We start from the raw sequence: 25,699 nt of genomic DNA, 5'->3' as shown, positions 1-25,699 counted from the left end.
AAACGAAAAGCCCCGTGATCCTTTCGGATCACGGGGCTTCGTATTTTGGCGGAGAGGGTGGGATTCGAACCCACGGTACGGGGAAACCGTACGCCTGATTTCGAGTCAGGTACATTCGACCACTCTGCCACCTCTCCTTCCTTGCTGCTTCATTTCCCGGCTGGTCGTTTCCGGGAAAGAAAAGATTATAGAACGATCTCTTCGAAACTCACAAGCCCTTTTTGCAAATTTTTTGCCGGGCCCTCGAAAGCCGATCGTTCGGCAATCTCACGACGCCTGCGCAGGCGCATCGATACGCTCCATGCCGCCCATGTACGAACGCAGCGCCTCCGGCACCGTGACCGAACCGTCCGCGTTCTGGTAGTTCTCCAGCACCGCGACGAGCGTACGGCCGACCGCGAGGCCCGAACCGTTCAGCGTGTGCACGAGTTCCGGCTTGCCCTGCGCGTTGCGGAAACGCGCCTGCATCCGGCGCGCCTGGAACGCCTCGGTGTTCGAGCAGCTCGAGATCTCGCGATAGGTGTTCTGCGCGGGCAGCCACACTTCGAGGTCGAACGTCTTCGCGGCGGAGAAACCCATGTCGCCCGTGCACAGCGTGATCACGCGGTACGGCAGGCCGAGCTTCTGCAGGATCGCTTCCGCGTGGCCGACCATCTCGTCGAGCGCCGCATACGACGCGTCCGGCGCGACGACCTGCACCATTTCGACCTTGTCGAACTGGTGCTGGCGAATCATCCCGCGCGTGTCGCGGCCGTACGAGCCCGCTTCCGAGCGAAAGCACGGTGAATGCGCGGTGAGCTTGATCGGCAGCGCGGAGCCTTCGACGATCGATTCGCGAACGGTGTTCGTCAGCGAAATTTCCGACGTGGAGATCAGGTATTGCGTGATCGTGTTCTCGGCGCCGCCCTTCTCGACACGGAACATGTCGTCCGCGAACTTCGGCAACTGGCCCGTGCCGTACAGGATCTCGGGGTTCACGATGTACGGCGTATACGTCTCGCTGTAGCCGTGCTGCTGCGTGTGCGTATCGAGCATGAACTGCGCGAGCGCGCGGTGCAGACGGGCAATCGAGCCGCGCAGCATCGTGAAGCGCGCGCCGGCGAGCTTCGCGCCGGTTTCGAAATCGAGACCGAGCGGCGTGCCGACGTCGACGTGATCCTTCACCTCGAAGTCGAACTGGCGCGGCGTGCCCCAGCGGCGCACCTCGACGTTGTCGGCCTCGTCCTTGCCGACCGGCACGCTGTCGTGCGCGATGTTCGGCATGCCCAGCATCAGGTCGGACAGGCGCGTCTGGATTTCGCCGAGCTTGGCTTCGCCCGCCTTCATCTCGTCGCCGATCCCGCCGACTTCGGCCATCACGGCCGACGTGTCCTCGCCCTTCCCCTTCATCGCGCCGATCTGCTTCGACAGGCTGTTGCGGCGCGCCTGGAGCTCTTCGGTACGGGTCTGGATCGCGCGGCGTTCCGCTTCGAGAGCGGAGAACGCGGCGACGTCGAGGGTGTAGCCGCGATCGGCGAGGCGCTTGGCGACGCCGTCGAGGTCTTTGCGCAGCAACTGGATGTCGAGCATGGGAGGACTTGGAAAATCGTTGTGTAGGACGGGAATTCTAACGCACCGCGGGGCCGCCACGGCACTGGCCGGACGGACAATGCCGCAAACAGGCGATCAGCGTGGCAGTATCGCGTAGCCGGCCCGTGCGTCGGCGGCCGGCGGATCGCATCGCACGGCGCCACCGCGAAGCGCGCAACAGCCGCGCCGGCCCGGCGCAGTGCGGCGGGCAACGCATCCGCTTTCGCATCACCGTCACCCGAGGAACACGATGGGCATCGAACTGGACAAGGATGTTCGCGACCGCGCAATCGCGTCGCTGCAACGCTATTTCACGGAAAACATGGACGAGCCGATCGGCAACATCCAGGCCGGCGCACTGCTGCACTTCTTCGTCGAGGAAATCGCACCGGCGATCTACAACCTCGCGATCGCCGATGCGCAGGAGCGCCTGCACGCACGGGTCGCGGAGCTCGACATCGAATGCCACGAGGAGCCGTTCGGGTACTGGAAGAAACAGCCGGGCCGCAAGCGCTAGACGCACCCCGGGCAGCGCCGGCCGTCGGACCATGCGCGGCCGGTCAGCCCTTCTTGCCAGCCTCGCGATCGAGCTCGCGCAGCCACGCGAGCTTCTCGGCGATCTTCGACTCGAGCCCGCGCGGCACCGGCTTGTACCAGTGCGGCTCGCGCATGCCTTCCGGCAGATACGTCTCGCCGGCCGCATACGCGTTCGGCTCGTCGTGCGCGTAGCGGTACGCGTGGCCGTAGCCAAGCTCCTTCATCAGCTTGGTCGGCGCATTGCGCAGATGGACGGGCACCTCGCGCGACTTGTCCTGCTTCACGAACGCCATCGCCTGGTTGAATGCGTTGTAGCCCGCGTTGCTCTTTGCCGCGCACGCGAGATAGATCACCGCCTGCCCGAGCGCCAGCTCGCCTTCGGGCGAGCCGAGCCGCTCGTAGGTCGCGGCGGCGTCGTTCGCCATCTGCAGCGCGCGCGGGTCGGCAAGGCCGATGTCTTCCCACGCCATGCGCACGATCCGCCGCGCGAGATATTTCGGATCCGCGCCGCCGTCGATCATCCGGCAGAACCAGTACAGCGCGCCATCCGGGCTCGACCCGCGCACCGACTTGTGCAGCGCCGAAATCTGGTCGTAGAAATTGTCGCCGCCCTTGTCGAAGCGCCGCGCGTTCAGCGTCATCGCGCTGCTGACGAAATCGGCATCGATCGTCGTGACGCGGGCGGACGACGCGGCCGTCTGCGCCTGCTCGAGCAGGTTCAGGAAGCGGCGAGCGTCGCCGTCCGCGTAGCCGATGAGCGTGTCGATCGCCTTGTCGTCGAACGCTAGGCCGTCGAGCGCGATTTCCTGTGCGCGCGTGAGCAACTGGCGCATCTCGTCGTCGTTCAGCGACTGCAGTACATAGACCTGCGCCCGCGACAACAGCGCCGAGTTGACCTCGAAGCTCGGGTTCTCGGTCGTCGCACCGATGAAGGTCACGAGCCCCGACTCGACGAACGGCAGCAACGCATCCTGCTGCCCCTTGTTGAAACGGTGGATCTCGTCGACGAACAGGATCGTGTGGCGGCCGGTGCGGTTCAGCGTGTCCTTCGCCTGCTCCATCGCCTCGCGGATGTCCTTCACGCCGCCGAGCACCGCGGACAGCGCGATGAACTCGCAGTCGAATGCGAGCGCGGTGAGGCGCGCGAGCGTCGTCTTGCCGACGCCGGGCGGCCCCCACAGGATCATCGAATGCGGCTTGCCGGATTCGAACGCGAGCCGCAGCGGCTTGCCTTCGCCCAGCAGATGCGTCTGGCCGATCACCTCGGCGAGCGTCTTCGGCCGCAGCGCCTCGGCGAGCGGCCGGCGCGGCTCGACTTGAAACAGGTCGGACATGAACCCTCGCTCCACATCAAACAATGGCGGCCGAACGGGCCGCCGCACTCGACATTATGACAGCCGCGCGAACCCGCCGCCGCGTCTGGTGCCCGCGCCCGGTGCCCGCGCCCGAAAGCGACAAGGGCCTGCCGTCGCCGGCAGGCCCTTGTCAGCAGAACGGCGCGGTGCCGGTCAGCCGGTGATCACGTCGGCGCCCTTCGGCACGACGAACTTGAACGTATCGCCCTTCAGCGGCGGATTCGTCTGGATGTTGGTGAACGTCAGCAGCGTGACGTTACCGAACACGTCGTGCAGCTCCATCGCCGCGAGCGTGCCGTTGCGAAAACCGATGCCGATCCGCTGGAACTGCGTGTCCTGCGCCTTCGGCAACATCTCGAGCCATTCGATGCCACCCTTCTCGCCTGCATCGCGCAGCGTGTAGTTCTTGTCGAGATCGTTGCTGCCGAACAGGATCGCGGCCGGGCTCGCGCCCAGTGCGCCGTTCAGCTTGCGCTCGGTGACCTGGTTCAGGTCGCGGTCGTACACGTAGAGCTTGTCGCCGTCGGCCTGCAGCACTTGCTGGTACGGCTTCTGGTACGTCCAGATGAACTTGCCCGGACGCGAGAACACGAACGTGCCGCTCGAATTGTCGGTCGGCTTCGGCATGGCTTGCGCGGCGCTCGCGGCACTCATGGCCTTGCTCGGCGCCTTGACGATCTGCTGCGTGAAATCGCCCTTCGCCGAACGCACCTGCGACACGAAGGCCTTCAGTTGCTCGGTGCCGCCCGCGAACGCGTGCGTCGCCGCGAGCATCAGCGATGCGCCGGCGAACGCCGCGCCGAGCCAGCGCCGCGTCGAACGAAGGGAACGGACGAACGAAAGTTGCTGCATGATGCGGTTTTCTCCCTGGGTGGCCGGCGCTGCGGGCGCCGCGGACTCATTCCGCGTCGCGCGCCGGCACAAGAATTTCGCGGTTGCCGCTCGACGACATCGCCGACACGAGCCCCGACTGTTCCATCTGCTCGAGCAGCCGCGCCGCGCGGTTGTAGCCGATCCGCAAATGGCGCTGCACGAGCGAAATCGACGCGCGGCGGTTCTTGATGACGATCTCGACCGCCTGGTCGTACAGCGGATCAGACTCGTCGCCGCCTTCGCCGGTTCCCGCGCCGGCCGAGCCCTCGTCGCCGTCGACGGTGCCGCCTTCCAGCAGCCCTTCGACGTAGTTCGGCTCGCCATGCTCCTTGAGCTTCTCGACGACGCGATGCACTTCGTCGTCGGCGACGAACGCGCCGTGCACGCGCACCGGCAACCCGGTGCCGGGCGCCAGGTACAGCATATCGCCCATCCCGAGCAGCGACTCGGCGCCCATCTGGTCGAGAATCGTGCGCGAGTCGATCTTCGACGACACCTGGAACGCGATCCGCGTCGGCACGTTCGCCTTGATCAGGCCCGTGATCACGTCGACGGACGGACGCTGGGTCGCGAGGATCAGGTGGATGCCGGCCGCACGCGCCTTCTGCGCGATCCGCGCGATCAGCTCCTCGACCTTCTTGCCGACGACCATCATCAGGTCGGCCAGCTCGTCGATCACCACGACGATGTTCGGCAGGCGGCCGAGCGGTTCCGGATCGTCCGGCGTCAGGCTGAACGGATTCGGAATCTTTTCCTCGCGCTTCGCCGCGTCGTCGATCTTGTTGTTGTAGCCCGCGAGGTTGCGCACGCCGAGCTTGCTCATCAGCTTGTAGCGGCGCTCCATCTCCGCGACCGTCCAGTTCAGCGCATGGCCGGCCTGGCGCATGTCGGTGACGACCGGGCACAGCAGGTGCGGAATGCCTTCGTAGACGCTCATTTCGAGCATCTTCGGGTCGATCAGGATCAGGCGCACCTGCTCGGCGGTCGCCTTGTACAGCAGCGACAGGATCATCGCGTTGATCCCGACGGACTTGCCCGAACCGGTCGTGCCGGCCACCAGCAGGTGGGGCATCTTCGCGAGATCCGCGCACACCGGCTTGCCGCCGATGTCCTTGCCGAGGCTCAGCGTGAGCGCCGACGACGCCGCCGCATAGACCTCCGAGCCGATGATCTCGGACAGGTGCACCGTCTGGCGACGCTGGTTCGGCAATTCGAGCGCCATGTAGTTCTTGCCGGGGATCGTCTCGACCACGCGGATCGACACGAGCGACAGCGACCGCGCGAGATCCTTCGCGAGGTTCACGATCTGGCTGCCCTTCACGCCGGTGGCCGGCTCGATCTCGTAGCGCGTGACGACCGGGCCCGGATATGCGGCCACGACGCTCGCCTCGACGCCGAAGTCCTTCAGCTTCTTCTCGATCAGGCGCGACGTGAATTCGAGCGTGTCGGCGGAAATCGCTTCCTGCGTCTTCGGCGCGGGATCGAGCAGCGACACCGGCGGCAGCGTCGAGTCGCCCGGCAGATCGGTAAACAGCGGCACCTGGCGCTCGCGCTCGACACGCTCGGACTTCGCCGGCGTGACGACCGGCGGCACGATGGTCACCGGTTCGTGATCCTCGATGCGCACGCGCTCCTCTTCGACCTTGCCTTCGCGGCGCACGGCCGCGGCCTCGCCCAGCTTGCGATCGCGCTCGGCTTCGCGGCGCAGCTTCGCGACGGTGACGGCGGACAGGATCGCGCCGCCGACGCGCTCGGAGACCGACAGCCACGAGAAGCGGAAATACAGCGACAGGCCGACCGCGAGCAGGATCAGCAGCAGCAGCGTGCCGCCGGTGAAGCCGAACGCATGCGACATCGCGCCCGCGACGGCCTCGCCGATCACGCCGCCCGGCGCGCGCGGCAGCTGCACCTTCAGCGACCACATCCGCATCGCCTCGATGCCGTCGCACGCGAGCACGACGAGCACGAACGACAGGATTTCGGTGAGCCAGCCGATCGGCCGCTCGGGCTCGTCGGCGACGGCCTCGTGACGTGTGATGCGCCGGTAGTTGACGGCGATGCGCCGCCCGAGCGGCACGATCAGCCAGTAGGCCGACAAGCCGAACAGCAGCAGGATGATGTCGGCCGTCCATGCGCCGACGCGCCCGGCCCAGTTCGAGATGTGATCCACCTGCGCTGCATGCGTCCAGCTTGGATCGCGCCGGCTGTAGCTCAACAGGGCCATCACCAGAAAGGCGCAGAGCGCGACCTGGAGAATCCAGCGGATCTCCGTGAGGAGCTTCGACATCCGGTGCGGCAACGCCTGTGCCTGGGCGGAATAAGGAGCTTTTGCCATGAATCCGTATAAAGAGGACGGGCTGCGTGCCCGCCTGTCGTTCGATCCCGCTTATTGTAAACGCTGCACCGGGCCGTCAAGTGTAAATGACGGTTACATAACGGGGCCCGGGTGCCAATCTCGGCGCCGCGCACGCCGGACGAATGGCCCCGGCGCCTTCCAGCCTGCCCGTGCCGCCCGCCCCGCCGCGGCGCGCAGCCCGGCGGGGAAACGCTATCGCCGCGATTGAAACTCTCGTTCGGCAGCGCAGCAACGGGGCCTTTATAATGCGCGTCTGATACCCATCTATGACGGCATCCCGGTCAACCCAGACCGTCCGGCGCGCCTTACCCCGCCCGCCGCGGCCGCCTTTTACGGATTCGCACATGTCCACGCCCAAACACGCCAAAGTCCTGATTCTCGGTTCCGGCCCCGCCGGCTACACGGCTGCCGTCTACGCGGCACGCGCCAACCTGTCCCCGGTACTGATCACCGGCATCGCGCAGGGCGGCCAGCTGATGACGACGACCGACGTCGAAAACTGGCCGGCGGACGCAAAGGGCGTGCAAGGCCCTGAACTGATGGCGCGCTTCCAGGAGCACGCGGAGCGCTTCAACACCGAAATCGTATTCGACCACATCCACACCGCGAAACTGCACGAAACGCCGATCCGGCTGATCGGCGACTCGGGCGAATACACGTGCGACTCGCTGATCATCGCGACCGGCGCGTCCGCGCAGTATCTCGGCCTGCCGTCCGAAGAAGCGTTCATGGGCAAGGGCGTGTCGGCCTGCGCGACCTGCGACGGCTTCTTCTACCGCAACCAGGAAGTCGCGGTGATCGGCGGCGGCAACACGGCCGTCGAGGAAGCGCTCTACCTGACGGGCATCGCGAAGAAGGTCACGGTGATTCATCGCCGCGACAAGTTCCGCGCCGAGCCGATCCTGATCGACCGCCTGCTGGAGAAGGAAAAGGAAGGCGTCGTCGACATCAAGTGGGATCATGTGCTCGACGAAGTGACGGGCGAGGATTCGGGCGTCACGGGCCTGCGCATCAAGAACGTGAAGACCGGCGAGAAGCAGGACCTCACCGTGCAGGGCGTGTTCGTCGCGATCGGCCACAAGCCGAACACCGACCTGTTCCAGGGCCAGCTCGAGATGAAGGACGGCTACATCCTGACGAAGAGCGGCCTGCACGGCAACGCGACGTCGACGAGCGTGCCAGGCGTGTTCGCCGCCGGCGACGTGCAGGACAACGTGTACCGCCAGGCGATCACCAGCGCCGGCACGGGCTGCATGGCCGCGCTCGACGCGCAGCGCTACCTCGAAAGCCTGCACGACAAAAAGTAAGCCGCAAGCCTGCCGGCGCCGGGCGCTACAATGGCGTCCGCTGCCGCGAAGCGGGCCTTGCCGGACAAGCCGCTGCCGCCGCGCAGCGGCTTTTTTGTGCCCGCGCGCCCGAACGCGCCTGCCCCGTTACCGAATCATGGCGAAGAACCAGCCCCATCCGAGCGATCCCGCGAAGCGGCAGATCGCCGCCTGCCCCGCGAATCCCGCGCCCGTCGCGCCGCCGAGCGCGCCCGACCCCGCCGCATTGCGCGGCCAGGGGCTCGCCGGCCTCGGCGCGTTGCGCAAGTCGCTACAAGGCGAAGCCGACCGCCGCGAGCGCGAGCGCGTCGAAACCGCGAAGGCCACCCGTCAGGCGGAGGCCGACGCGAACCTGTTCCGCAACGAAATCGGCTCGATCCGGCCGCTGAATGCGCCGCCGCGCGCGTCGTCCGGCCGCACGCCGCCCGATCCGGTGCCGAAGCAGACGCAGCGCGACGAGGAAGACGTGCTGAACGCGACGCTGTCCGACGAATTCGATCCCGAGACGCTGCTCGACAGCGACGAATCGCTGTACTACCACCGCCCCGGCATCAGCCGCGACGTCGTGCGCAAGCTGCGCAGCGGCGCGTGGATCGTGCAGGCGCAGCTCGACCTGCACGGGATGCGGCGCGACGAGGCGCGCGACGCGCTCGCGGAATTCATCCGCGAGGCCGGCAAGAAAGGGCTGCGCTGCCTGCGCGTGATCCACGGCAAGGGGCTCGGCTCGATCGGCAAGGAACCCGTGCTGAAAGGCAAGGTGCGCGCGTGGCTCGTGCAGAAGGAAGAAGTGATCGCGTTCTGCGAGGCCCGCGGCCACGACGGCGGCGCAGGCGCGGTGCTCGTGCTGCTGCAGCCGCTGGCGGCAGGCGCCGATCGGGGACCGCGTGCCGCATCCTAGGCTGACGCTCGCGATCTCGATACTGGAGGCGATCGCGACGCTGGCCTTCGCGATCTCGGGCTTCATCGAGGCGCGCAAGAACCGTCTCGACTCGGTCGGCACGTTCGTCGTCGCGCTCGCCACCGCGTTCGGCGGCGGCACGCTGCGCGACATCCTGCTCGAACGCCGCCCGTTCTACTGGGTCGTGCACGACGACTACGTGATCGCGATCTTCGTGCTCGCGCTGTTCGCGCCGTTCCTGCTGCGGATGCTGTCGCGGCTGTCGGCCGAACGAATGCTGCTGATCGCCGATGCGATCGGGCTCGGCATCTTCAGCATATCCGGCACGGCGATCGCGCTCGACGCCGAGATGCCGCGCTTCATCGCGGTGATGATGGGCGTGATCACCGGCGTGGTCGGCGGGATCATCCGCGACGTGCTGTGCAACGACATTCCGCTGATCCTGCGCGATTCGCGCCCGTATGCGACGTGCGCGTTCGTCGGCGGCTGGTTCTACCTGCTGCTCGTGTGGCTGCAGTGCGACCTGGTCTACAGCGTGCTGCTCGCGACCGGCTTCACCCTCGTCGCGCGACTCGTCACGTTCAAGTTCGACGTGCGGCTGCCGCACTGAGCGCAAACCGCCCACAAAAACCAAGAGGCTGCAGGAGTAGCCCCTTGTCGTTGCACGTTCGTAATTCCGGCCCAAACGAGCCATTGCATACGGACACGAATTTTTACATTCACCTTTCATCGCTGCACAGGTCCGTGCTACGTTCCGCCCCATGATTGCAAACGAGGGGCAAGAGCATGGCTATCTTTTATGCGGTAGTTGAAGACGATCCGCTGGACAGTGGTGGCTACGTACTCGATGGAGGCAAATGCGGAACGATCCTGGGTGACGACGGCAAGCTGCGGAGAATCACGTTCGTCGGACAACGTGCCTGGTGTAGCTCCTGCGAAAGCATCGGCACAATCGAGGCAGCGCCCAGCAACCCGAACAAAAAGCGATTACGCGACTTCACTTGCGGAGGAAGAGTTCAAGCCCTGAGCGGAGATTGGGTCCGATGCCACTGTGAACGTCCTCCACGTATCGACTCACGATACGGGCGCAAATGGAAAATAGAAGAAACCGGACACGACATGAGGATATCGCCCTCAGCCGGTGCGATGTCGTCCCTCCCGGCAACCGTGCCGCTCACCTATGACGATCGCTTCGTTCTTCAGGACGCTGCCGGCAACCCGCTGAGCCAGACCCGATATGCACTGCAGCGTCGCACGGGAGCATTCGAATACGGCACGACGGATGAACTGGGACAAACGCACCTGCTCGCCTCGGTGCCGCACGCTGAAAACATAACAATCTATCTCGCCCAATAGCCATGCCGGAACATACTCACATCTCTCCTGACGGTGATCGATACAAGCGGGTCGCAGCGCGCACAACGACGCCAACGAGCGATGCTTCACCGAAGCCGGTTACTGCCCGGTTCAATACATTCTGGAAAACCGTCCGCAAATGGACCGATGCCGATATTGCTGAATACCACCGCACCGTCCCACAACTGGCAGCGCAAATCCACGCGGAAACGTATTGGGATCGAAATGGAAGCACGCGCGCAAATCGATTTACGTGCGAGGACTTCGCACTACGGTTGCTCATCCAGTTTTCTGCATTGCGCGGGCTGCCGCTCAACCTGACGACCGGCGTGCGAAGCTATCGGAATATGGAAATCTACGGCGAACCCGAGCACCGACGATACGATTCGACAATGTACGGCTTCGCCGATATGGTATCGCTGACTTTTGGCGCGCCAGACGTACAGCGCGCGGGTTCGAATACCGTCCGGCTTCTGACACCGGAGTCGCTCCTGCCCGGAGATATGCTCGTACAGGCCAATGATCGCGCTGGTATCGGACACCACGTTCAAATGGTCACGGCGGTATCACCGTCGTCCATTGCGATCATGCAAGGTAATTCGAGCGGCGTGATCGTTCGTCCGTTCACGACAATCATGCGGATATTTGGCCGAAATCGCGCGGATCCGCAAAGCGACAGCTATGCAGGTATGGGCGTCGAAAACGGCCTCTACACGCCTGGCGAGGATGGGTGGGACTACAGAAACAGGACGACAGGTGCCGAAGTCAAAGACTTTCTGAAGCAGTTTCAGCTGTATAGGTGGAATTTCACTACATTCAACCAGTAACCCGTGGAACGGACATGCGTGCGTTTTTTTCGGTGATCGCTGATAGCGATCTATTTGGTGCTCTCGCGAGCGTATGTTTGCTCGTCGCAGTAGCCGGTTTGTTTTCCAGCGTACGCCGCTCGAAGCTTTATTTCCCGGCCGTCTTCGCATGCCTCATGTTCATGCCAATGCTACACGCGATCGGTTCGTATTTTTTGTCGCTGCCAAATCCATGATTGCAACGTGCACTCCCAGCCATCGAGCGTGAAGGCTGAAGCTGCAGCAAATGCAGCGACCTGGCTTGCGCCGGGGCAATCGACGAGCACAAACCCATGTGTGACCCGGACACTCATCGATAGCCCCAAGCGGAATTGCGTCACGCGATCCGCTCTTCCGACGCCGGATCGAACAGCACCGCCTTCGACACGTCGAACAGCAGCGACTGCGTTTGCCCCGGCTGCGGATTCGCGGCCGGATGCACGCGGCTCACGATCCGCTTGCCGTTCACCTGCGCGAACACGTGCGTGTCCGGCCCGGTCGGCTCGGTCACGTCGACGCGCACGTCGATCGGCTGCAGGTTCGACGCCTCGCCGTTGTGTGCGCTGCGCGCGTCGGTGATGCGCTCCGGGCGCAGGCCGAGGATCACCTCGCGGCCGACGTGCGACTTCAGCTTCGCCGCGTCGAACGGCAGGTTCAGCGCGCTGCGCGCGAGCCCCGTGTCGATCTCCAGTGCGATCCCGCTGCCCTGCTCGACCAGCTTGCCGTTGATGAAGTTCATCGGCGGCGCGCCGATGAAGCCCGCGACGAACAGGTTCGACGGCGAATCGTAGATCTCCTGCGGCGCGCCGAACTGCTGGACGACGCCGTCCTTCATCACCGCGATGCGATCGCCGAGCGTCATCGCCTCGATCTGGTCGTGCGTCACGTAGACGATCGTCGTGCCGAGGCGCTGGTGCAGCAGCTTGATTTCCGCGCGCATCTCGATACGCAGCTTCGCGTCGAGGTTCGACAGCGGTTCGTCGAACAGGAACAGCGACGGGTCGCGCGCGAGCGCACGGCCCATCGCGACGCGCTGGCGCTGGCCGCCCGAGAGCTGGCCGGGCTTGCGGTCGAGCAGATGCTGGATCTGCAGCATCGACGACACGCGCTCGACGATCTGCTGCTGTTCGCTCTTCGGCACCTTGCGGATGTTCAGGCCGAACGAGATGTTCTCGCGCACCGTCATCGACGGATACAGCGCGTACGACTGGAACACCATCGCGATGTCGCGATCCTTCGGCGACAGGTCGTTGACGACCTTGCCGTCGATGCAGATCTCGCCGCTCGTGACGGTCTCCAGCCCGGCGATCATGTTGAGCAGCGTCGATTTCCCGCAGCCCGACCCGCCGACCAGGATCAGGAACTGTCCGTCCTCGATCTCGATGTCGACACCCTTCAGGACCGGCACCCCGTTCGGGTAGGTCTTGTACACGTCACGGATGGAAAGGCTTGCCATGCTGTGAATCCTCTGTCTCGTCTCGCGCGGCGCACTGCGGCGCCGCGTCGGGTTCGTTTCGATGCGCCGCGCGTCGTGCGCGGCCGGTTCGTCGTATCGGGATGAAGCCGCGCTTACCCCTTCACCGCGCCCGCCGTCAGGCCGCGCACGAAGTAGCGGCCGGCGACGACGTAGACCAGCAGCGTCGGCAGCGCGGCGATGATCGCGCCGGCCATGTCGACGTTGTATTCCTTCACGCCCGTCGACGTATTGACGAGGTTGTTCAGCGCGACCGTGATCGGCATCGAATCGACGCCGGAGAACACGATCCCGAACAGGAAGTCGTTCCAGATCTGCGTGAATTGCCAGATCAGGCACACCATGAAGATCGGCAGCGACACCGGCAGCAGGATCTTCGTGAAGATCGTGAAGAAACCCGCGCCGTCGATGCGCGCGGCCTTCACGAGCTCGGCCGGCACGCTCACGTAGAAGTTGCGGAAGAACATCGTCGTGAACGCGATGCCGTACACGACGTGCACGAACACGAGGCCCGGAATCGTGTTGGCGAGGCCGAGCATCCCCTGCAGGCGCGCCATCGGCAGCAGGATCACCTGGAACGGAATGAAGCAGCCGACCAGCATCATCGTGAACAGCGCATCCGCGCCGCGAAAGCGCCAGTGCGTGAGCACGTAGCCGTTGAACGCGCCGATCAGCGACGAGATCAGCACGGCCGGAATCACCATCTGCAGCGAGTTCAGGAAGAACGGCTTCATCCCGTCGCAGCGCACGCCGGTGCACGCGCCGCTCCACGCCTTGATCCACGGATCGAAGGTCCAGTGCGTCGGCGGCGTCAGCAGGTTGCCGGTGCGCAGCTGGTCGAGATCCTTGAACGACGTCGACAGCATCACGTAGATCGGAAACAGGAAATACAGCGCGAACAGGATCAGCGCCGCATAGATCACTGCCCGGCTGATCGTCATCTTAGGCTGCATTGCGGGTGCTCCTCGATTCCATATACATCAGCGGCACCAGCACCGCGACCACGGTCGCGAGCATCATCACCGACGACGCGGCACCCAGCCCGAGCTGGCCGCGGTTGAACGAAAACGTGTACATGAACATGGCCGGCAGCGACGACGACGTGCCGGGGCCGCCCGCCGTCAGCGCGACGACGAGGTCGAAGGTCTTGATCGTGATGTGGCAGAGGATCAGCAGCACCGAGAAGAACACCGGGCGCATGCTCGGAATCACGATCTTGCGGTAGATGGTCGGCAGCGTCGCGCCGTCCACCTGCGCAGCCTTGAAGATCTCGCCGTCGACGCCGCGCAGCCCCGCGAGGAACAGCGCCATCACGAAGCCGGTGGACTGCCACACGGCGGCGATCACGATACAGAAGATCGCCTTGTCCGGATCGTCCAGCCAGCCGAACGAGAAGCTCGTCCAGCCCCAGTCGTGCATCACCTTCTCGAGCCCGAGGCCCGGGTTCAGGATCCACTGCCACGCGGTGCCGGTCACGATGAACGACAGCGCCATCGGGTACAGGAAAATCGCGCGCAGCGCGCCTTCGGTGCGGATCTTCTGGTCGAGCAGGATCGCGAGGAACAGCCCGAGCGCGACGCAGATCACGATGAACGGAATCCCGAACCAGCCGAGGTTCGCGGCGGAAGTCCACCACACGTCGTTCTGGAACAGGTCCGTGTAACGGCCGAAGCCGTCGAATTCGTAGTTGGGCAACAGCCGCGACCGGGTCAGCGACAGATAGCCGGTAATCAGGATGAAGCCGTAGATGAACACCACGGCGATCGCGACGCTCGGCGCGAGCACGAGCTTCGGAATCCAGCGATCGGCGAAGGCCGACATCGGCGACGTGCGCCGTGCGGCGGCAGCGCCGGATCCGTTTCCGCTAAGAGGGGCAGCCACTTGATTCGACTCCTGGAACGAGGGCGACGCAGGCCGGGCCAGCGCCGGTACGGCGCGGGCCCGCGGGCGAGCCCGTTTGCTGCACATGCAAAAACGCCCGGCCGATCGTGCGTGTCCGGCCGGGCGCCTGTCGCGCTTACTTCACCTTCGCGGCTTTCGCGAGCGCGGCGACCGCGCTCTTCGAATCCTGCTGCGAGTTCATGAACTTCGTCACGACGTCGGTGATCGCGCCGGCCGTCGCGTCGTTCTGCGCCATCCCGTGCGCGAGCGACGGCACGTAGCCGCCCGACTTGATCGCGACCTGCTCGTCGGCGTACGACTTCTTCGCGCAGTCGTCGAACTTGTCCATCTTCACGCCGAGGCGCACCGGAATCGAGCCCTTCAGCAGGCTGAACTGCTCCTGAAAGTCCGGCGTCATGATCGTCTTCGCGAGTGCGAGCTGACCCGGCGTCGCGGCCTTCTGGCCCTTCTGCTGGAAGAACACGAACGAGTCGACGTTGAACGTGTACGAGCTCGCGGTGCCCGGCACCGGCGCGCAGATGTAGTCCTTGCCCGACTTCTTGCCGGCGTTCTCGAACTCGCCCTTCGCCCAGTCGCCCATGAACTGCATGCCGGCCTTGCCGTTGATCACCATCGCGGTCGCGAGGTTCCAGTCGCGGCCGTTACGACCGGCGTCGAAGTAGCCCTGGATCTTGCGCACGGTGTCGAACACCGACAGCATCTGCGGCGACGTCAGCGTAGCCTGGTCGAGATCGACCAGCGCCTTCTTGTAGAACGCCGGGCCCTGCGACAGCACGACGTCTTCCCACAACGTCAGGTCCTGCCACGGCTGGCCGCCCATCGCGACCGGCTGGATGCCGGCGGCCTTCAGCTTGTCGGCGACCGCGAAGAATTCGGGCCAGGTGGTCGGCACCTTCGCGCCGACCTTGTCGAGCGCGGCCTTGTTGATATAGAGCCAGTTCACGCGGTGCACCGAGAACGGCGCGGCGACGTAGTGGCCCTTGTACTGCATGATCTTGTCGATTTCCGGCGGCAGGTTCTTCTTCCAGTCGCCGGCGACGGAATCGATGTTGACGAGCACGTCCTGGTCGGCCCAGTCCTGGATCAGCGGGCCCTTGATCTGCGCGGCCGACGGTGCGTCGCCGCTGATCACCTTGGTCTTCAGTGCGGTCATGGCCGCCGCGCCCGCGCCGCCCGCGACCGCGAAGTCCTTCCACACGTAGCCCTGCTTCTGGATGTCGTCCTTCAGCACGCCGACGGCTTTCGACTCGCCGCCCGAGGTCCACCAGTGCAGCACCGTAACGTTCTCGGCCGCCTGCGCCGCCATGGCGCCAGCCATCAGACCTGCCGCGCAGAGCGCGCCCATGATCGAGCGAACTTTCATTACTTATCTCCTCCAGACTGAATCAACTCGTGAAGTTCCCTGAACGGGAACCGGCTTCTTGATAAACGACGGGGAAATCGAGCCGCGGGACGCATGCAGCGTACGGGGCCGATGACCGGCCGGGCTCTTACAGAAAGCGTGAATCGAGATTCAACGGCGTGTCTCCTCTTTGTGTTTCTGGCCCGCCGCGATGCCGCGGCGCGAGCCCGGGGTCGACGGTGCGCAGACGATGCGCTCCGTCAATGTCCGATAACATTCGGCACAAGGCGTTCCCGAAGGCGAAGCTCGCGCAGTTCATCGACCGCACTTCTTTTTTTCTTCACCCAGGTGCTACCCCTTGCGGCGGATTGTAGTTAAACTACAATTCAGTGTCAAAAATATTTTTATCGCACTACGGATCGCTTCCCAGCACCCCAACCGGCGGAGACACATGCATACCGATTCCAGCTTTACCTTCGTACTTTTCGGCGGCACCGGCGACCTGTCGATGCGCAAGATCCTGCCCGCGCTGTTCGAAGCGCATCGCGGCAACATGCTCGCGGAAAGCGGCCGGATCGTTGCCGTCGCACGGCACGAATCGGATCGGGACGGCTATCTCGAATGGGTCGACACGCATGTGAAGCCGCACGCGGCGAAGGCGGCCGGCAACGCCTTCGACGAAAGCGCATGGAAATCCTTCCTCGAGCGCATCGAATACGTGAAGCTCGACCTCGGCCGCGCGGAAGACTACGTCGTGCTGCGCGACGCGGTCGCGCAGTTGCCCGGCATCCGCGTGTTCTATCTCGCGACGGGGCCGTCGCTGTTCGTGCCGATCTGCAAGGCGCTCGCGTCGGTCGGCCTGAACGAAGGCGCGCGCATCGTGCTCGAGAAGCCGCTCGGCTACGACCTGAAGTCGTCGAATGCGATCAACGACGCGGTCGGCGAGATCTTCGCGGAAGGCCAGATCTACCGGATCGACCACTACCTCGGGAAAGAGCCGGTACAGAACCTGCTCGCGCTGCGCTTCGGCAATGCGCTGTTCGAGCCGCTGTGGCGCCGCGAATGGGTCGAGAGCATCCAGATCACCATCGCGGAAGAGCTCGGCGTCGAGGCGCGCGGCGATTTCTACGACAATACGGGCGCGCTGCGCGACATGGTGCAGAACCACCTGCTGCAGTTGCTGTCGATCGTCGCGATGGAGCCGCCGCACTCGATGGATTCCGACTCCGTGCGTGACGAGAAGCTGCGCGTGCTGCGGGCGCTCAAGCCCGTCGATCCGCGCGACATCGGCAAGGTCGCGGTGCGCGGCCAGTATCATGCGGGCGTGATCAAGGGCGCGCAGGTGCCGGCCTACGCAACCGAGCCGGGCGTGAAGCCCGACAGCCAGACCGAAACCTTCGTCGCGCTGAAGGTCGAGATCGAGAACTGGCGCTGGGCGGGCGTGCCGTTCTTCCTGCGCACCGGCAAGCGCCTGGCCGACCGCGTCGCGGAGATCGTCGTCAACTTCCGCCCGGTGCCACACTCGGCGCTGGGGCCGACCGCGCTGCGCGCCGGCTCGAACCGCCTCGTGATCCGGCTGCAGCCGAACGAGACGATTCGCCTGTACTGCCTCGCGAAGCAGCCCGGCGAAGGGATGAACCTCGCGAGCGTGCACCTCGACCTCGCGTTCGACCGGTTCTTCAAGGAAGGGCAGATGGAGGCGTACCAGCGCCTGCTGCTCGACGTGATCAACGGCCGTCTTGCGTTGTTCGTGCGTCGCGACGAACAGGAAGCCGCATGGCGCTGGGTCGAGCCGATCCTGAACGAATGGGCGCGCTCGCTGAAGCCGCCGAAGCCGTACGCGGCGGGCACGTGGGGGCCGGCCGCGGCGAGCGCGATGCTCGCGCAGCACGACACCTGCTGGCTCGAAGAAGAAAACTGATGCAAACCGTTGCCGCGTGCGCGAATGCGCGCGGCAACGCGCCCCACGATTCGCACGAATTGAACAGACAAAGCAGTCCGGAGGAGATGTGATCGAGATCCACGCTTTCGACACCCAGGAAGCGCAAAGCGAAGCGCTCGCGCGCGCCGTCGGCGATGCGCTGCGCGCCGCGCTCGCCGGCCCCGCGCGCCCCACGCTCGCGGTGTCCGGCGGCACCAGCCCGCGCCCGTTCCTGCAAACGCTGTCGCACGCGGCGCTCGACTGGGCCGGCGTCGACGTCACGCTGGTCGACGACCGCTGGGTGCCGGAGGACGATGCGGCCAGCAATGCGCACCTCGTGCGCGACACGCTGCTGCAGCATGCCGCGGCCCCTGCCCGCTTCCTGCCGCTCGTCGACACGCGCGTGTCGCTCGACGCGCACGTCGCCGCGCTCAACGCGAATGCCGACCATCGCGTGCCGAACGTCGCGGTGCTCGGCATGGGCGAAGACGGCCATACCGCATCGATCTTCGCGGACGCGCCCGAATGGGACCACGCGATCGTCACGCCCGAACGCTTCGTCGCCGTGCATCCCGGCGCCGCGCCGCATGCGCGCGTGAGCTTTTCGCTCGATGCGCTCAAGCGCGTCGACCGGCTCTTCCTGCTGATCGCCGGCAGCCGCAAACGCGACGTGCTCGACGCCGCGGCCGCGTCGCTGCAGAAGAACGCGATTTCCCAACTGGCCAACGACAAGGGGACCCAGCTCGATGTCTACTGGTGCGCAAAGTAAGGCCGTCGTCGCGGGCCAGCATGCCGATGGCCCGCGCCTGCTCGCGGACGTCGGCGGCACCAACGCGCGCTTCGCGCTGGAAACCGCTCCGGGCGAGATCACGCAGATCCGCGTTTATCCCGGCGCCGACTACCCGACGCTCACCGACGCGATCCGCAAATATCTGAAGGACGTGAAGATCAGCCGCGTGAATCACGCGGCGATCGCGATCGCGAACCCGGTCGACGGCGACCAGGTCACGATGACCAATCACGACTGGAGCTTCTCGATCGAGGCGACGCGCCGCGCGCTCGGCTTCGACACGCTGCTCGTCGTCAACGATTTCACCGCGCTCGCGATGGCGCTGCCCGGCCTCACCGATGCGCAGCGCGTGCAGATCGGCGGCGGCGCGCGCCGCCAGAACAGCGTGATCGGGCTGCTCGGGCCCGGCACCGGGCTCGGCGTGTCGGGGCTGATTCCCGCCGACGACCGCTGGATCGCGCTCGGCAGCGAAGGCGGCCACGCGTCGTTCGCGCCGCAGGACGAGCGCGAGGATCTCGTGCTGCAGTACGCGCGCAAGAAGTTTCCGCACGTGTCGTTCGAGCGCGTGTGCGCCGGCCCCGGCATGGAGATCATCTATCGCGCGCTCGCCGCGCGCGACAAGAAGCGCGTCGCCGCCACCGTCGACACGGTCGAGATCGTCGAGCGCGCGCATACCGGCGACGCGCTCGCGCTGGAGACGGTCGAATGCTTCTGCGGGATCCTCGGCGCGTTCGCGGGCAGCGTCGCACTCACGCTCGGCGCGCTCGGCGGCGTCTATATCGGTGGCGGCGTCGCACTGAAGCTCGGCGAACTGTTCACGCGCTCGTCGTTTCGCGAGCGCTTCGAGGCGAAGGGCCGCTTCACGCACTATCTCGAGAACATTCCGACCTACCTGATCACCGCCGAATATCCGGCGTTCCTCGGCGTATCGGCGATTCTCGCCGAGCAGTTGTCGAACCGTTCGGGCGGCGCATCGTCGGCCGTGTTCGAGCGGATCCGGCAGATGCGCGACGCGCTGACGCCGGCCGAGCGCCGCGTCGCCGATCTCGCGCTGAACCATCCGCGCTCGATCATCAACGATCCGATCGTCGACATCGCGCGCAAGGCGGACGTGAGCCAGCCGACGGTGATCCGCTTCTGCCGCTCGCTCGGCTGCCAGGGGCTGTCCGACTTCAAGCTGAAGCTCGCGACCGGCCTCACGGGCACGATCCCGATGAGCCACAGCCAGGTGCATCTCGGCGATACGGCCACCGACTTCGGCGCGAAGGTGCTCGACAATACGGTATCCGCGATCCTGCAACTGCGCGAGCACCTGAATTTCGAGCATGTCGAAAACGCGATCGAGATCCTGAACAGTGCGCGCCGCATCGAGTTCTACGGGCTCGGCAACTCGAACATCGTCGCGCAGGACGCGCACTACAAGTTCTTCCGGTTCGGGATTCCGACGATCGCGTACGGCGACCTGTACATGCAGGCCGCGTCGGCTGCGCTGCTCGGCAAGGGCGACGTGATCGTCGCGGTGTCGAAGTCGGGACGCGCGCCCGAGCTGCTGCGCGTGCTCGAGGTCGCGATGCAGGCCGGCGCGAAGGTGATCGCGATCACGTCGAGCAACACGCCGCTCGCGAAGCGCGCGACCGTCGCGCTCGAGACCGACCACATCGAGATGCGCGAGTCGCAGCTGTCGATGATCTCGCGGATCCTGCATCTGCTGATGATCGACATCCTCGCGGTGGGCGTCGCGATCCGCCGCGCGTCGACGAACGGCGAGCTGCCCGAGGCCGTCGCGCAGGCGCGGGCACGCGCGAGCGACGACGAAACGGCCGACGTGCTCGACTGGTTGAGCCACGGTGCGTCGCCGGGCGCGAAGGACGTCGCGCGGGACTGACGCTTCGGCGAAACACCATCGGTGCACGACACCCCGAACGCTGGATTCAGGCCCGGCGTTCGGGGTGTTTCGCATGAGCGGCGCCGCCACAAGCCATAGCGACTCGGCAATCATCGACGCGCCTTCTGCCGATGGCTGCGCGTGACGTCATACGTTCGTACACACGTCCATTTTCGAACCAGTCCAATTGTCAGCCGTTGCCCAGGCTCGGTAAATTCCTTCACTCCGTGTGATGTCGCCATCTCGGTCCGACGCGAGAAATGATGCGTTTCTCAAAGACCCCGGATTGGCATCGACAGCATCACGTTCATCCAGTTTGCGGAGAGGGATATGCCGAGACCACGTTTTTCAGCCGCATGGGCAGCAGCAATGCGAATTTACGCCCCGATAAATTCTGCGGAGAAGGTTGCGCGAACGATTGGGGCAACGTGGCCACCAATATCCAGCGATGGGGCAAAGCAGGAGTGATCAAATTCCCGCCTTCGCTGGGAGGCCGCACCCTGGACGATAGGCAGGGGATCGTTCTCTTCGTGGCTTCAGCCTCGTCGATAGCCTGAGAGAGGAATACTATAATGAACAACACCTATGACTTTGGTACACATCGAAATCTCGCGCCGATGGAGCTGTTTTTCCTTGTCTTTATCGACGAGACATGCAAGGAGCTTGGTGTTGACGATGTAGCAGCAGTGGTTGCCATTGTGGCCGGTCAAAATTGGCTGCCAACACGAGCAAAGCCCTTTGGTACCACGCCGGGTACTTCTGTTGCGTCGATATTGAGTCGCAAGTATCTGGACTACGATTTGAAGAAGAAGATCCTCCCGACGCTGACCAACGCCAGCGTTAAGCGCTTGAGGTTCATTCTGGTAAGAAACATTGGGGTTTTCGTTGGGCGCGCGGTTCCTGTCGTTGGCTGGGTCATTGCTGCCAACGATGTCACGATGATCAGCATTCGTTCCGTGTCGCGCTATAACGCGCTTGTTAAGCCTGAGGACAAGGTGTTCTGATGAGCCAGTTTACATGGAACGAGTTTGAGGATTTTGTGAGAAGGGAGGCCGGTGTTAGTCCCCAAAAAATTCTCACAAAAGATCATGCCGTCGAGGGTGATTTGGATATCACTGGCGACGATGCGGTCGAGTTTATGGAGAGCTTCTTCGATAAATTTCCGGTGCAAGTTGGAGATTTTGAGTTCAATCGCTACTTCTCAGGAGAGGGCTTTAGCTTGATTGAAGTGGCACGGATGGCTTTCTCCAGAAAACGCCGAGAAAAATATGACAAAGTACCACTGACTCTAGGCATGCTCTATCAGGCTATTTTGGATGGAGAATGGAACCATCAGCGCTTGGAAAGTCTGCCGCGCTGATTGCACCTCGCCAAATAGACCGGTTTGTTTTTTAGGCGATGTGTTGGATCGGTGCACACCGCTGGAGTCTGCCATGAGACAAAATCCGCTGCTCCGGTATGCGATGCTGGGGGCACTGACGTTAGCGGCGCAATCGGGCCATGCAACAGATACAACGTCGTCGCCGCAAGCCGGCGCCCGAACCTACGCGCAGAACTACAAGGACATGGTGCTCGCCGAATGCATCGCGACCGCTTATCGGAATGAACCGTCCGCGACGATGGACGCGGGAAGCAGCGCCAGTGCACTGATGGACTGGACCGACTTCGATCTGGAACGGAACCCCGACGCGGGCAAATCGCTGGTCAATCGTTTTCTTGCACGCGACTATCGCAATCCGATCGTCGAATCCGAAATCAAAGGCGTCAGGTTTGATTTCTTGAAATGCCTGGACCTGTACCACAGCCAGGAACTCGATGCCCAGGTCAAGCGGTTCGTGATCAACTCGAAGCGTAGCTATCGACTCGACAATCGCTCGTCAGACCGCGCCAAATAATGCGGACGTGAATCAAGCCCCGGCCGGCACGGGCCGCCCATGCCAGCGCAGCACCAGATAGCGGCCGACGAAGCACAGCACGCCCGCGATGCCGATCGTCACGCCCATCGCGAACGGCGTGCCGTCGGCCAGTACGCCGATCGCGACGCTCGCGAGCGCGCCGAGCGCGAGCTGCATCGCGCCGAACACGGCCGCCGACGCGCCCGCGTTGTGCGGATAGCGGTGCATCAGGTCGGTCGTGCAGTTCGCGGACAGGATCCCGACCACGCCGACGACGAAGAACAGGCATACGACGATCGACCACAGCCCGCCCCACCCCGTCAGCGCGACGAGCGCGACCGCGAGCGACGCGATGCAGCTCACGAGCGACGCGGCCGCGATGATGCGCAGCGAGCCGATGCGGCCGACGAGCCGCGTGTTCGCGAAGTTGCCGATCATGATCCCGACGACGTTCAGGCCGAACAGCAGCCCGTAGTGCTGCGGCGATACGTGGAAATACTCGATGTACACGAACGGCGTCGCGGTGATGTACGAGAACATCGACGCGAACGCCATCCCACCGCACAGCATGTGCCCCCATGCGACCGGATCGGACAGGATCCGCCCGTACGATGCGAACGACGCGAGCACGGCCGCGCTCTTGCGACGCTCCTTCGGCCAGGTTTCGGGCACGCGCAGGTACGCGGTCGCCGCGCACAGCGCGCCGAATACGGCCAGCACGACGAACACGCCGCGCCAGCCGGCAAAGCGCAGGATCTGGCCGCCGATCAGCGGCGCGAGCAACGGCCCGACCGCGGTGACGATCGCGACCATCGACAGCACCTTCGCCGCATCGGTCGGCTCGTGCGCGTCGCGCGCGATCGCGCGGGCGAGCACCGACGCCGCGCCCGCGCCGAGCGCCTGCAGGAAGCGCACGAAGATCAGCATGTCGATCGAGCCCGACACGAAACAGCCGATGCTGGCGAGCGTAAACAGCGCGATGCCGCCGAGCAGCACCGGGCGGCGCCCCCACGTATCGGACAGCGGGCCGTACAGCAGCATGCCGATCGAGAAGCCGGCCATGAAGCTCGTCAGCGTACGCTGTGCGGCGCCGGGGCTCACGGAGAAACCGTCGGCGATCGACGGCAGGCTCGGCAGGTACATGTCGGTAGCGATCGGCCCGCAGGCGGCGAGCGCGCCGAGCAACAGGATCAGCCGGGCATCGGGCCGGCGCCGGACGACGTGGGACATGGGTATCCGTATTGGGAGCCCGCGCGCATCGGGGCACGCGGGCGGTGAAGACGGGAGGCCGCGCCGCATGCGGCGCGCCCAGGCCCATGATTGTACGCGCAACTTTCTCGCATGCCGCTGGCCGCCCTGCGGCGCAAGGCCGGCGAGCGCCGCGCATGCGGGTCGCGGGCGGATTCGATTAAGCTTGCGACTCTGCCGCGCTCTCGTCTGACCTATTCAACCGCACGACCGAACCGATGACCGCTTTCCTGCTGATCTGGAGCCCCAAGAAATGGCCGTGGCCCGAACTGCCCGACGTCGCCGCGCGCGTGAAGGCCGGCGAGGCCGTGCACGACGTCTGGGGTTGCGGCTTCGCACGCAGCATCCTGCCGGGCGACCGCGTGTTCCTGCATCGCGTCGCGAAGGAGCCGAAGGGCGTGTTCGGTTCGGGCTACGTGACGCGCGCGCCCTATGAAGTGCCCGATCCGGCAACCAAACGCGGCTACCGGCTATGCATCGACTTCGTCTACGACTGGCTGGTCGACGCCCATCAGGACGTCGTGATTCCGCGCGACGCGCTGCGCGTGCATCCGTACTCGGTGCAGACCTGGGATGCGCAAAGTTCCGGCACGTCGATCAAGCCGATGGTCGAAGGCCCGCTCGAGAAGCGCTGGGCCGAGCTGACCGGCAAGCGCAAGCCGCCACGATAAACGGGCCGGATCGACACCCCCCGATTTCCCCAACGCGCCGAAAGGCCGCAGACCCCGCCGCGGGCCCGCCGCGCGCGTCTCCGGTACAATCGGACGATCGTTCCGCCCAGGCGCCGCGGCCCGTGCACAGGCCCCCGCGCCCTTCTCTCGCAGGTTTCGCTCATGTCCAACAATCAGATCCTCTTCGAACGCGCCCAGAAGACCATTCCGGGCGGCGTCAACTCGCCGGTGCGCGCCTTCCGTTCGGTCGGCGGCACGCCGCGCTTCGTGTCGCGCGCGCAAGGCCCGTATTTCTGGGATGCCGACGGCAAGCAGTACATCGACTACATCGGCTCGTGGGGCCCGATGATCGTCGGCCACGTCCATCCGGACGTGTTGTCGGCCGTGCAGAACGTGCTTGCCAACGGCTTCTCGTTCGGCGCGCCGACCGAGGCCGAGATCGAGATCGCCGAGGAAATCTGCAAGCTCGTGCCGTCGATCGAACAGGTGCGGATGGTGTCGAGCGGCACGGAAGCCACGATGAGCGCGCTGCGTCTCGCGCGCGGCTTCACCGGCCGCAGCCGCATCGTGAAGTTCGAGGGCTGCTATCACGGCCACGCGGACAGCCTGCTGGTGAAGGCCGGCTCGGGCCTGCTGACGTTCGGCAACCCGACGTCGGCCGGCGTGCCCGCCGACATCGCGAAGCACACGACCGTCCTCGAATACAACAACGTCGCCGCGCTGGAAGAAGCGTTCGGCGCGTTCGGCGACGAGATCGCCGCGGTGATCGTCGAACCGGTCGCCGGCAACATGAACCTCGTGCGTGGCACCCCGGAATTCCTGAACGCGCTGCGCGCGCTGTGCACGAAGCACGGCGCCGTGCTGATCTTCGACGAGGTGATGTGCGGTTTCCGCGTCGCGCTCGGCGGCGCGCAGGCGCACTACGGGATCACGGCCGACCTCACCTGCCTCGGCAAGGTGATCGGCGGCGGGATGCCGGCTGCCGCGTTCGGCGGCCGCCGCGACATCATGGCCCACCTCGCGCCGCTCGGCGGCGTGTACCAGGCCGGCACGCTGTCGGGCAACCCGATCGCGGTCGCCGCGGGCCTGAAAACGCTGCAACTGATCCAGGCACCGGGTTTCTACGACGCGCTCACCGCACAGACGAAGCGCCTCGCCGACGGCCTCGCGGCCGAAGCGCGCGCGGCCGGCGTGCCGTTCGCGGCCGACTCGATCGGCGCGATGTTCGGCCTGTACTTCGCCGAGCGCGTGCCGACCAGCTTCGCGGAAGTCACGAAGAGCGACATCGAGCGCTTCAACCGCTTCTTCCACCTGATGCTCGACGAAGGCGTGTACTTCGCGCCGTCCGCGTACGAGGCCGGCTTCGTGTCGAGCACGCACGACGACGCGGTGATCGACGCGACGCTCGCGGCCGCGCGCCGCGCGTTCGCGGCACTCGCCGCCTGACCCGGGTCCGC

The 25,699-nt window shown here is 65.1% G+C and carries 24 protein-coding genes and 1 tRNA gene; 15 read left to right on the top strand and 10 right to left on the bottom strand.

Annotated elements, in window-relative coordinates; all coding sequences use genetic code 11:
• Positions 1-46: 46 nt before the first annotated feature.
• A tRNA-Ser gene (locus DCN14_RS19210) sits at positions 47-137 on the bottom strand.
• A 130-nt stretch (positions 138-267) separates the two neighbouring features.
• A complete protein-coding gene (gene serS / locus DCN14_RS19205; RefSeq protein WP_096503623.1) occupies positions 268-1,569 on the bottom strand; it encodes a serine--tRNA ligase in 1,302 nt (433 codons plus the stop codon).
• 250 nt (positions 1,570-1,819) lie between these two features.
• On the opposite strand from serS, the gene DCN14_RS19200 reads away from it, so the two are divergent.
• Complete coding sequence (locus DCN14_RS19200) at positions 1,820-2,086, top strand: DUF2164 domain-containing protein (RefSeq protein ID WP_096503621.1); 267 nt, start codon at positions 1,820-1,822, stop codon at positions 2,084-2,086.
• 43 nt (positions 2,087-2,129) lie between these two features.
• Here the strand turns inward: DCN14_RS19200 and DCN14_RS19195 are convergent, their stop codons facing one another.
• The 3 genes from DCN14_RS19195 to DCN14_RS19185 form a co-directional block, all read right to left on the bottom strand.
• Positions 2,130-3,440 carry a replication-associated recombination protein A gene (locus DCN14_RS19195; protein WP_096503619.1) on the bottom strand — a complete coding sequence of 437 codons (1,311 nt, stop codon included), beginning with the start codon at positions 3,438-3,440 and terminating at the stop codon, positions 2,130-2,132.
• A 174-nt stretch (positions 3,441-3,614) separates the two neighbouring features.
• A complete protein-coding gene (gene lolA, locus DCN14_RS19190) occupies positions 3,615-4,313 on the bottom strand; it encodes an outer membrane lipoprotein chaperone LolA (protein ID WP_096503617.1) in 699 nt (232 codons plus the stop codon).
• 46 nt (positions 4,314-4,359) lie between these two features.
• Entirely contained in the window at positions 4,360-6,669 is a 2,310-nt protein-coding gene (locus DCN14_RS19185) for a DNA translocase FtsK (protein WP_096503615.1), read from the bottom strand.
• Between the two features lie 365 nt (positions 6,670-7,034).
• Between DCN14_RS19185 and trxB the strand changes: the two genes are divergently transcribed.
• The 5 genes from trxB (at position 7,035) to DCN14_RS19160 (ending at position 11,096) form a co-directional block, all read left to right on the top strand.
• The gene (gene trxB, locus DCN14_RS19180; RefSeq protein ID WP_096503613.1) at positions 7,035-7,997 is read left to right on the top strand and encodes a thioredoxin-disulfide reductase; all 963 of its coding nucleotides are present in this window, start codon (positions 7,035-7,037) and stop codon (positions 7,995-7,997) included.
• 136 nt (positions 7,998-8,133) lie between these two features.
• Positions 8,134-8,913, top strand: a complete 780-nt coding sequence (locus DCN14_RS19175) for a Smr/MutS family protein (protein WP_096503611.1) — start codon at positions 8,134-8,136, stop codon at positions 8,911-8,913.
• Positions 8,900-9,523 carry a trimeric intracellular cation channel family protein gene (locus DCN14_RS19170; RefSeq protein WP_096503609.1) on the top strand — a complete coding sequence of 208 codons (624 nt, stop codon included), beginning with the start codon at positions 8,900-8,902 and terminating at the stop codon, positions 9,521-9,523. Before DCN14_RS19175 ends, DCN14_RS19170 begins: the two co-directional genes overlap by 14 nt.
• 176 nt (positions 9,524-9,699) lie before the next feature.
• Positions 9,700-10,269, top strand: coding sequence for a hypothetical protein (locus DCN14_RS38735; protein ID WP_240327401.1), 570 nt, complete (start codon positions 9,700-9,702; stop codon positions 10,267-10,269).
• 2 nt (positions 10,270-10,271) lie between these two features.
• Positions 10,272-11,096: a hypothetical protein gene (locus DCN14_RS19160; RefSeq protein WP_143331668.1), complete on the top strand. Its 825-nt coding sequence runs from the start codon at positions 10,272-10,274 to the stop codon at positions 11,094-11,096.
• A gap of 355 nt (positions 11,097-11,451) precedes the next feature.
• Here DCN14_RS19160 and ugpC read toward each other — a convergent pair whose 3' ends face one another.
• The 4 genes from ugpC to DCN14_RS19135 form a co-directional block, all read right to left on the bottom strand.
• On the bottom strand, positions 11,452-12,570 hold the full coding sequence (gene ugpC / locus DCN14_RS19150) for a sn-glycerol-3-phosphate ABC transporter ATP-binding protein UgpC (protein ID WP_096503603.1): 1,119 nt from the start codon (positions 12,568-12,570) through the stop codon (positions 11,452-11,454).
• 113 nt (positions 12,571-12,683) lie between these two features.
• Positions 12,684-13,541 carry a carbohydrate ABC transporter permease gene (locus tag DCN14_RS19145; RefSeq protein ID WP_096503601.1) on the bottom strand — a complete coding sequence of 286 codons (858 nt, stop codon included), beginning with the start codon at positions 13,539-13,541 and terminating at the stop codon, positions 12,684-12,686.
• Complete coding sequence (locus DCN14_RS19140; RefSeq protein WP_096503599.1) at positions 13,531-14,469, bottom strand: sugar ABC transporter permease; 939 nt, start codon at positions 14,467-14,469, stop codon at positions 13,531-13,533. The genes DCN14_RS19145 and DCN14_RS19140 overlap by 11 nt, the downstream gene beginning before the upstream one ends.
• A 136-nt stretch (positions 14,470-14,605) precedes the next feature.
• The gene (locus tag DCN14_RS19135) at positions 14,606-15,853 is read right to left on the bottom strand and encodes an ABC transporter substrate-binding protein (protein WP_096503597.1); all 1,248 of its coding nucleotides are present in this window, start codon (positions 15,851-15,853) and stop codon (positions 14,606-14,608) included.
• 430 nt (positions 15,854-16,283) lie between these two features.
• Here DCN14_RS19135 and zwf point away from each other — a divergent pair, with 430 nt between their 5' ends.
• The 7 genes from zwf (at position 16,284) to DCN14_RS19105 (ending at position 22,323) form a co-directional block, all read left to right on the top strand.
• Positions 16,284-17,753, top strand: a complete 1,470-nt coding sequence (gene zwf, locus DCN14_RS19130; RefSeq protein WP_096503595.1) for a glucose-6-phosphate dehydrogenase — start codon at positions 16,284-16,286, stop codon at positions 17,751-17,753.
• Positions 17,754-17,841: 88 nt separating this feature from the next.
• Positions 17,842-18,522, top strand: a complete 681-nt coding sequence (gene pgl, locus DCN14_RS19125) for a 6-phosphogluconolactonase (protein ID WP_096503593.1) — start codon at positions 17,842-17,844, stop codon at positions 18,520-18,522.
• Complete coding sequence (locus tag DCN14_RS19120) at positions 18,500-20,428, top strand: bifunctional transcriptional regulator/glucokinase (RefSeq protein WP_096503591.1); 1,929 nt, start codon at positions 18,500-18,502, stop codon at positions 20,426-20,428. The genes pgl and DCN14_RS19120 overlap by 23 nt, the downstream gene beginning before the upstream one ends.
• A 260-nt stretch (positions 20,429-20,688) precedes the next feature.
• Positions 20,689-20,985 carry a hypothetical protein gene (locus DCN14_RS38050; RefSeq protein WP_143331667.1) on the top strand — a complete coding sequence of 99 codons (297 nt, stop codon included), beginning with the start codon at positions 20,689-20,691 and terminating at the stop codon, positions 20,983-20,985.
• Between the two features lie 15 nt (positions 20,986-21,000).
• Positions 21,001-21,432: an STM2901 family protein gene (locus tag DCN14_RS19115; protein WP_096503589.1), complete on the top strand. Its 432-nt coding sequence runs from the start codon at positions 21,001-21,003 to the stop codon at positions 21,430-21,432.
• Positions 21,432-21,788: a DUF1493 family protein gene (locus tag DCN14_RS19110; protein WP_096503587.1), complete on the top strand. Its 357-nt coding sequence runs from the start codon at positions 21,432-21,434 to the stop codon at positions 21,786-21,788. Before DCN14_RS19115 ends, DCN14_RS19110 begins: the two co-directional genes overlap by 1 nt.
• A 73-nt stretch (positions 21,789-21,861) precedes the next feature.
• Complete coding sequence (locus DCN14_RS19105; protein WP_096503585.1) at positions 21,862-22,323, top strand: type VI secretion system amidase immunity protein Tai4; 462 nt, start codon at positions 21,862-21,864, stop codon at positions 22,321-22,323.
• 12 nt (positions 22,324-22,335) lie between these two features.
• Here DCN14_RS19105 and DCN14_RS19100 read toward each other — a convergent pair whose 3' ends face one another.
• Positions 22,336-23,553: a Bcr/CflA family multidrug efflux MFS transporter gene (locus tag DCN14_RS19100; RefSeq protein ID WP_096503583.1), complete on the bottom strand. Its 1,218-nt coding sequence runs from the start codon at positions 23,551-23,553 to the stop codon at positions 22,336-22,338.
• Between the two features lie 236 nt (positions 23,554-23,789).
• On the opposite strand from DCN14_RS19100, the gene DCN14_RS19090 reads away from it, so the two are divergent.
• Together DCN14_RS19090 and hemL are read left to right on the top strand one after the other, a co-directional pair.
• The gene (locus tag DCN14_RS19090; RefSeq protein ID WP_096503581.1) at positions 23,790-24,242 is read left to right on the top strand and encodes a hypothetical protein; all 453 of its coding nucleotides are present in this window, start codon (positions 23,790-23,792) and stop codon (positions 24,240-24,242) included.
• A 162-nt stretch (positions 24,243-24,404) separates the two neighbouring features.
• Entirely contained in the window at positions 24,405-25,688 is a 1,284-nt protein-coding gene (gene hemL, locus DCN14_RS19085; protein WP_096503579.1) for a glutamate-1-semialdehyde 2,1-aminomutase, read from the top strand.
• The last annotated feature ends 11 nt before the right edge of the window (positions 25,689-25,699 follow it).

This window comes from Burkholderia sp. IDO3, assembly GCF_003366075.1.
Taxonomy (GTDB): domain Bacteria; phylum Pseudomonadota; class Gammaproteobacteria; order Burkholderiales; family Burkholderiaceae; genus Burkholderia; species Burkholderia anthina.
Note: the sequence above shows the minus strand (reverse complement) of the source record. Positions and strands in the feature narration are given on the sequence as shown.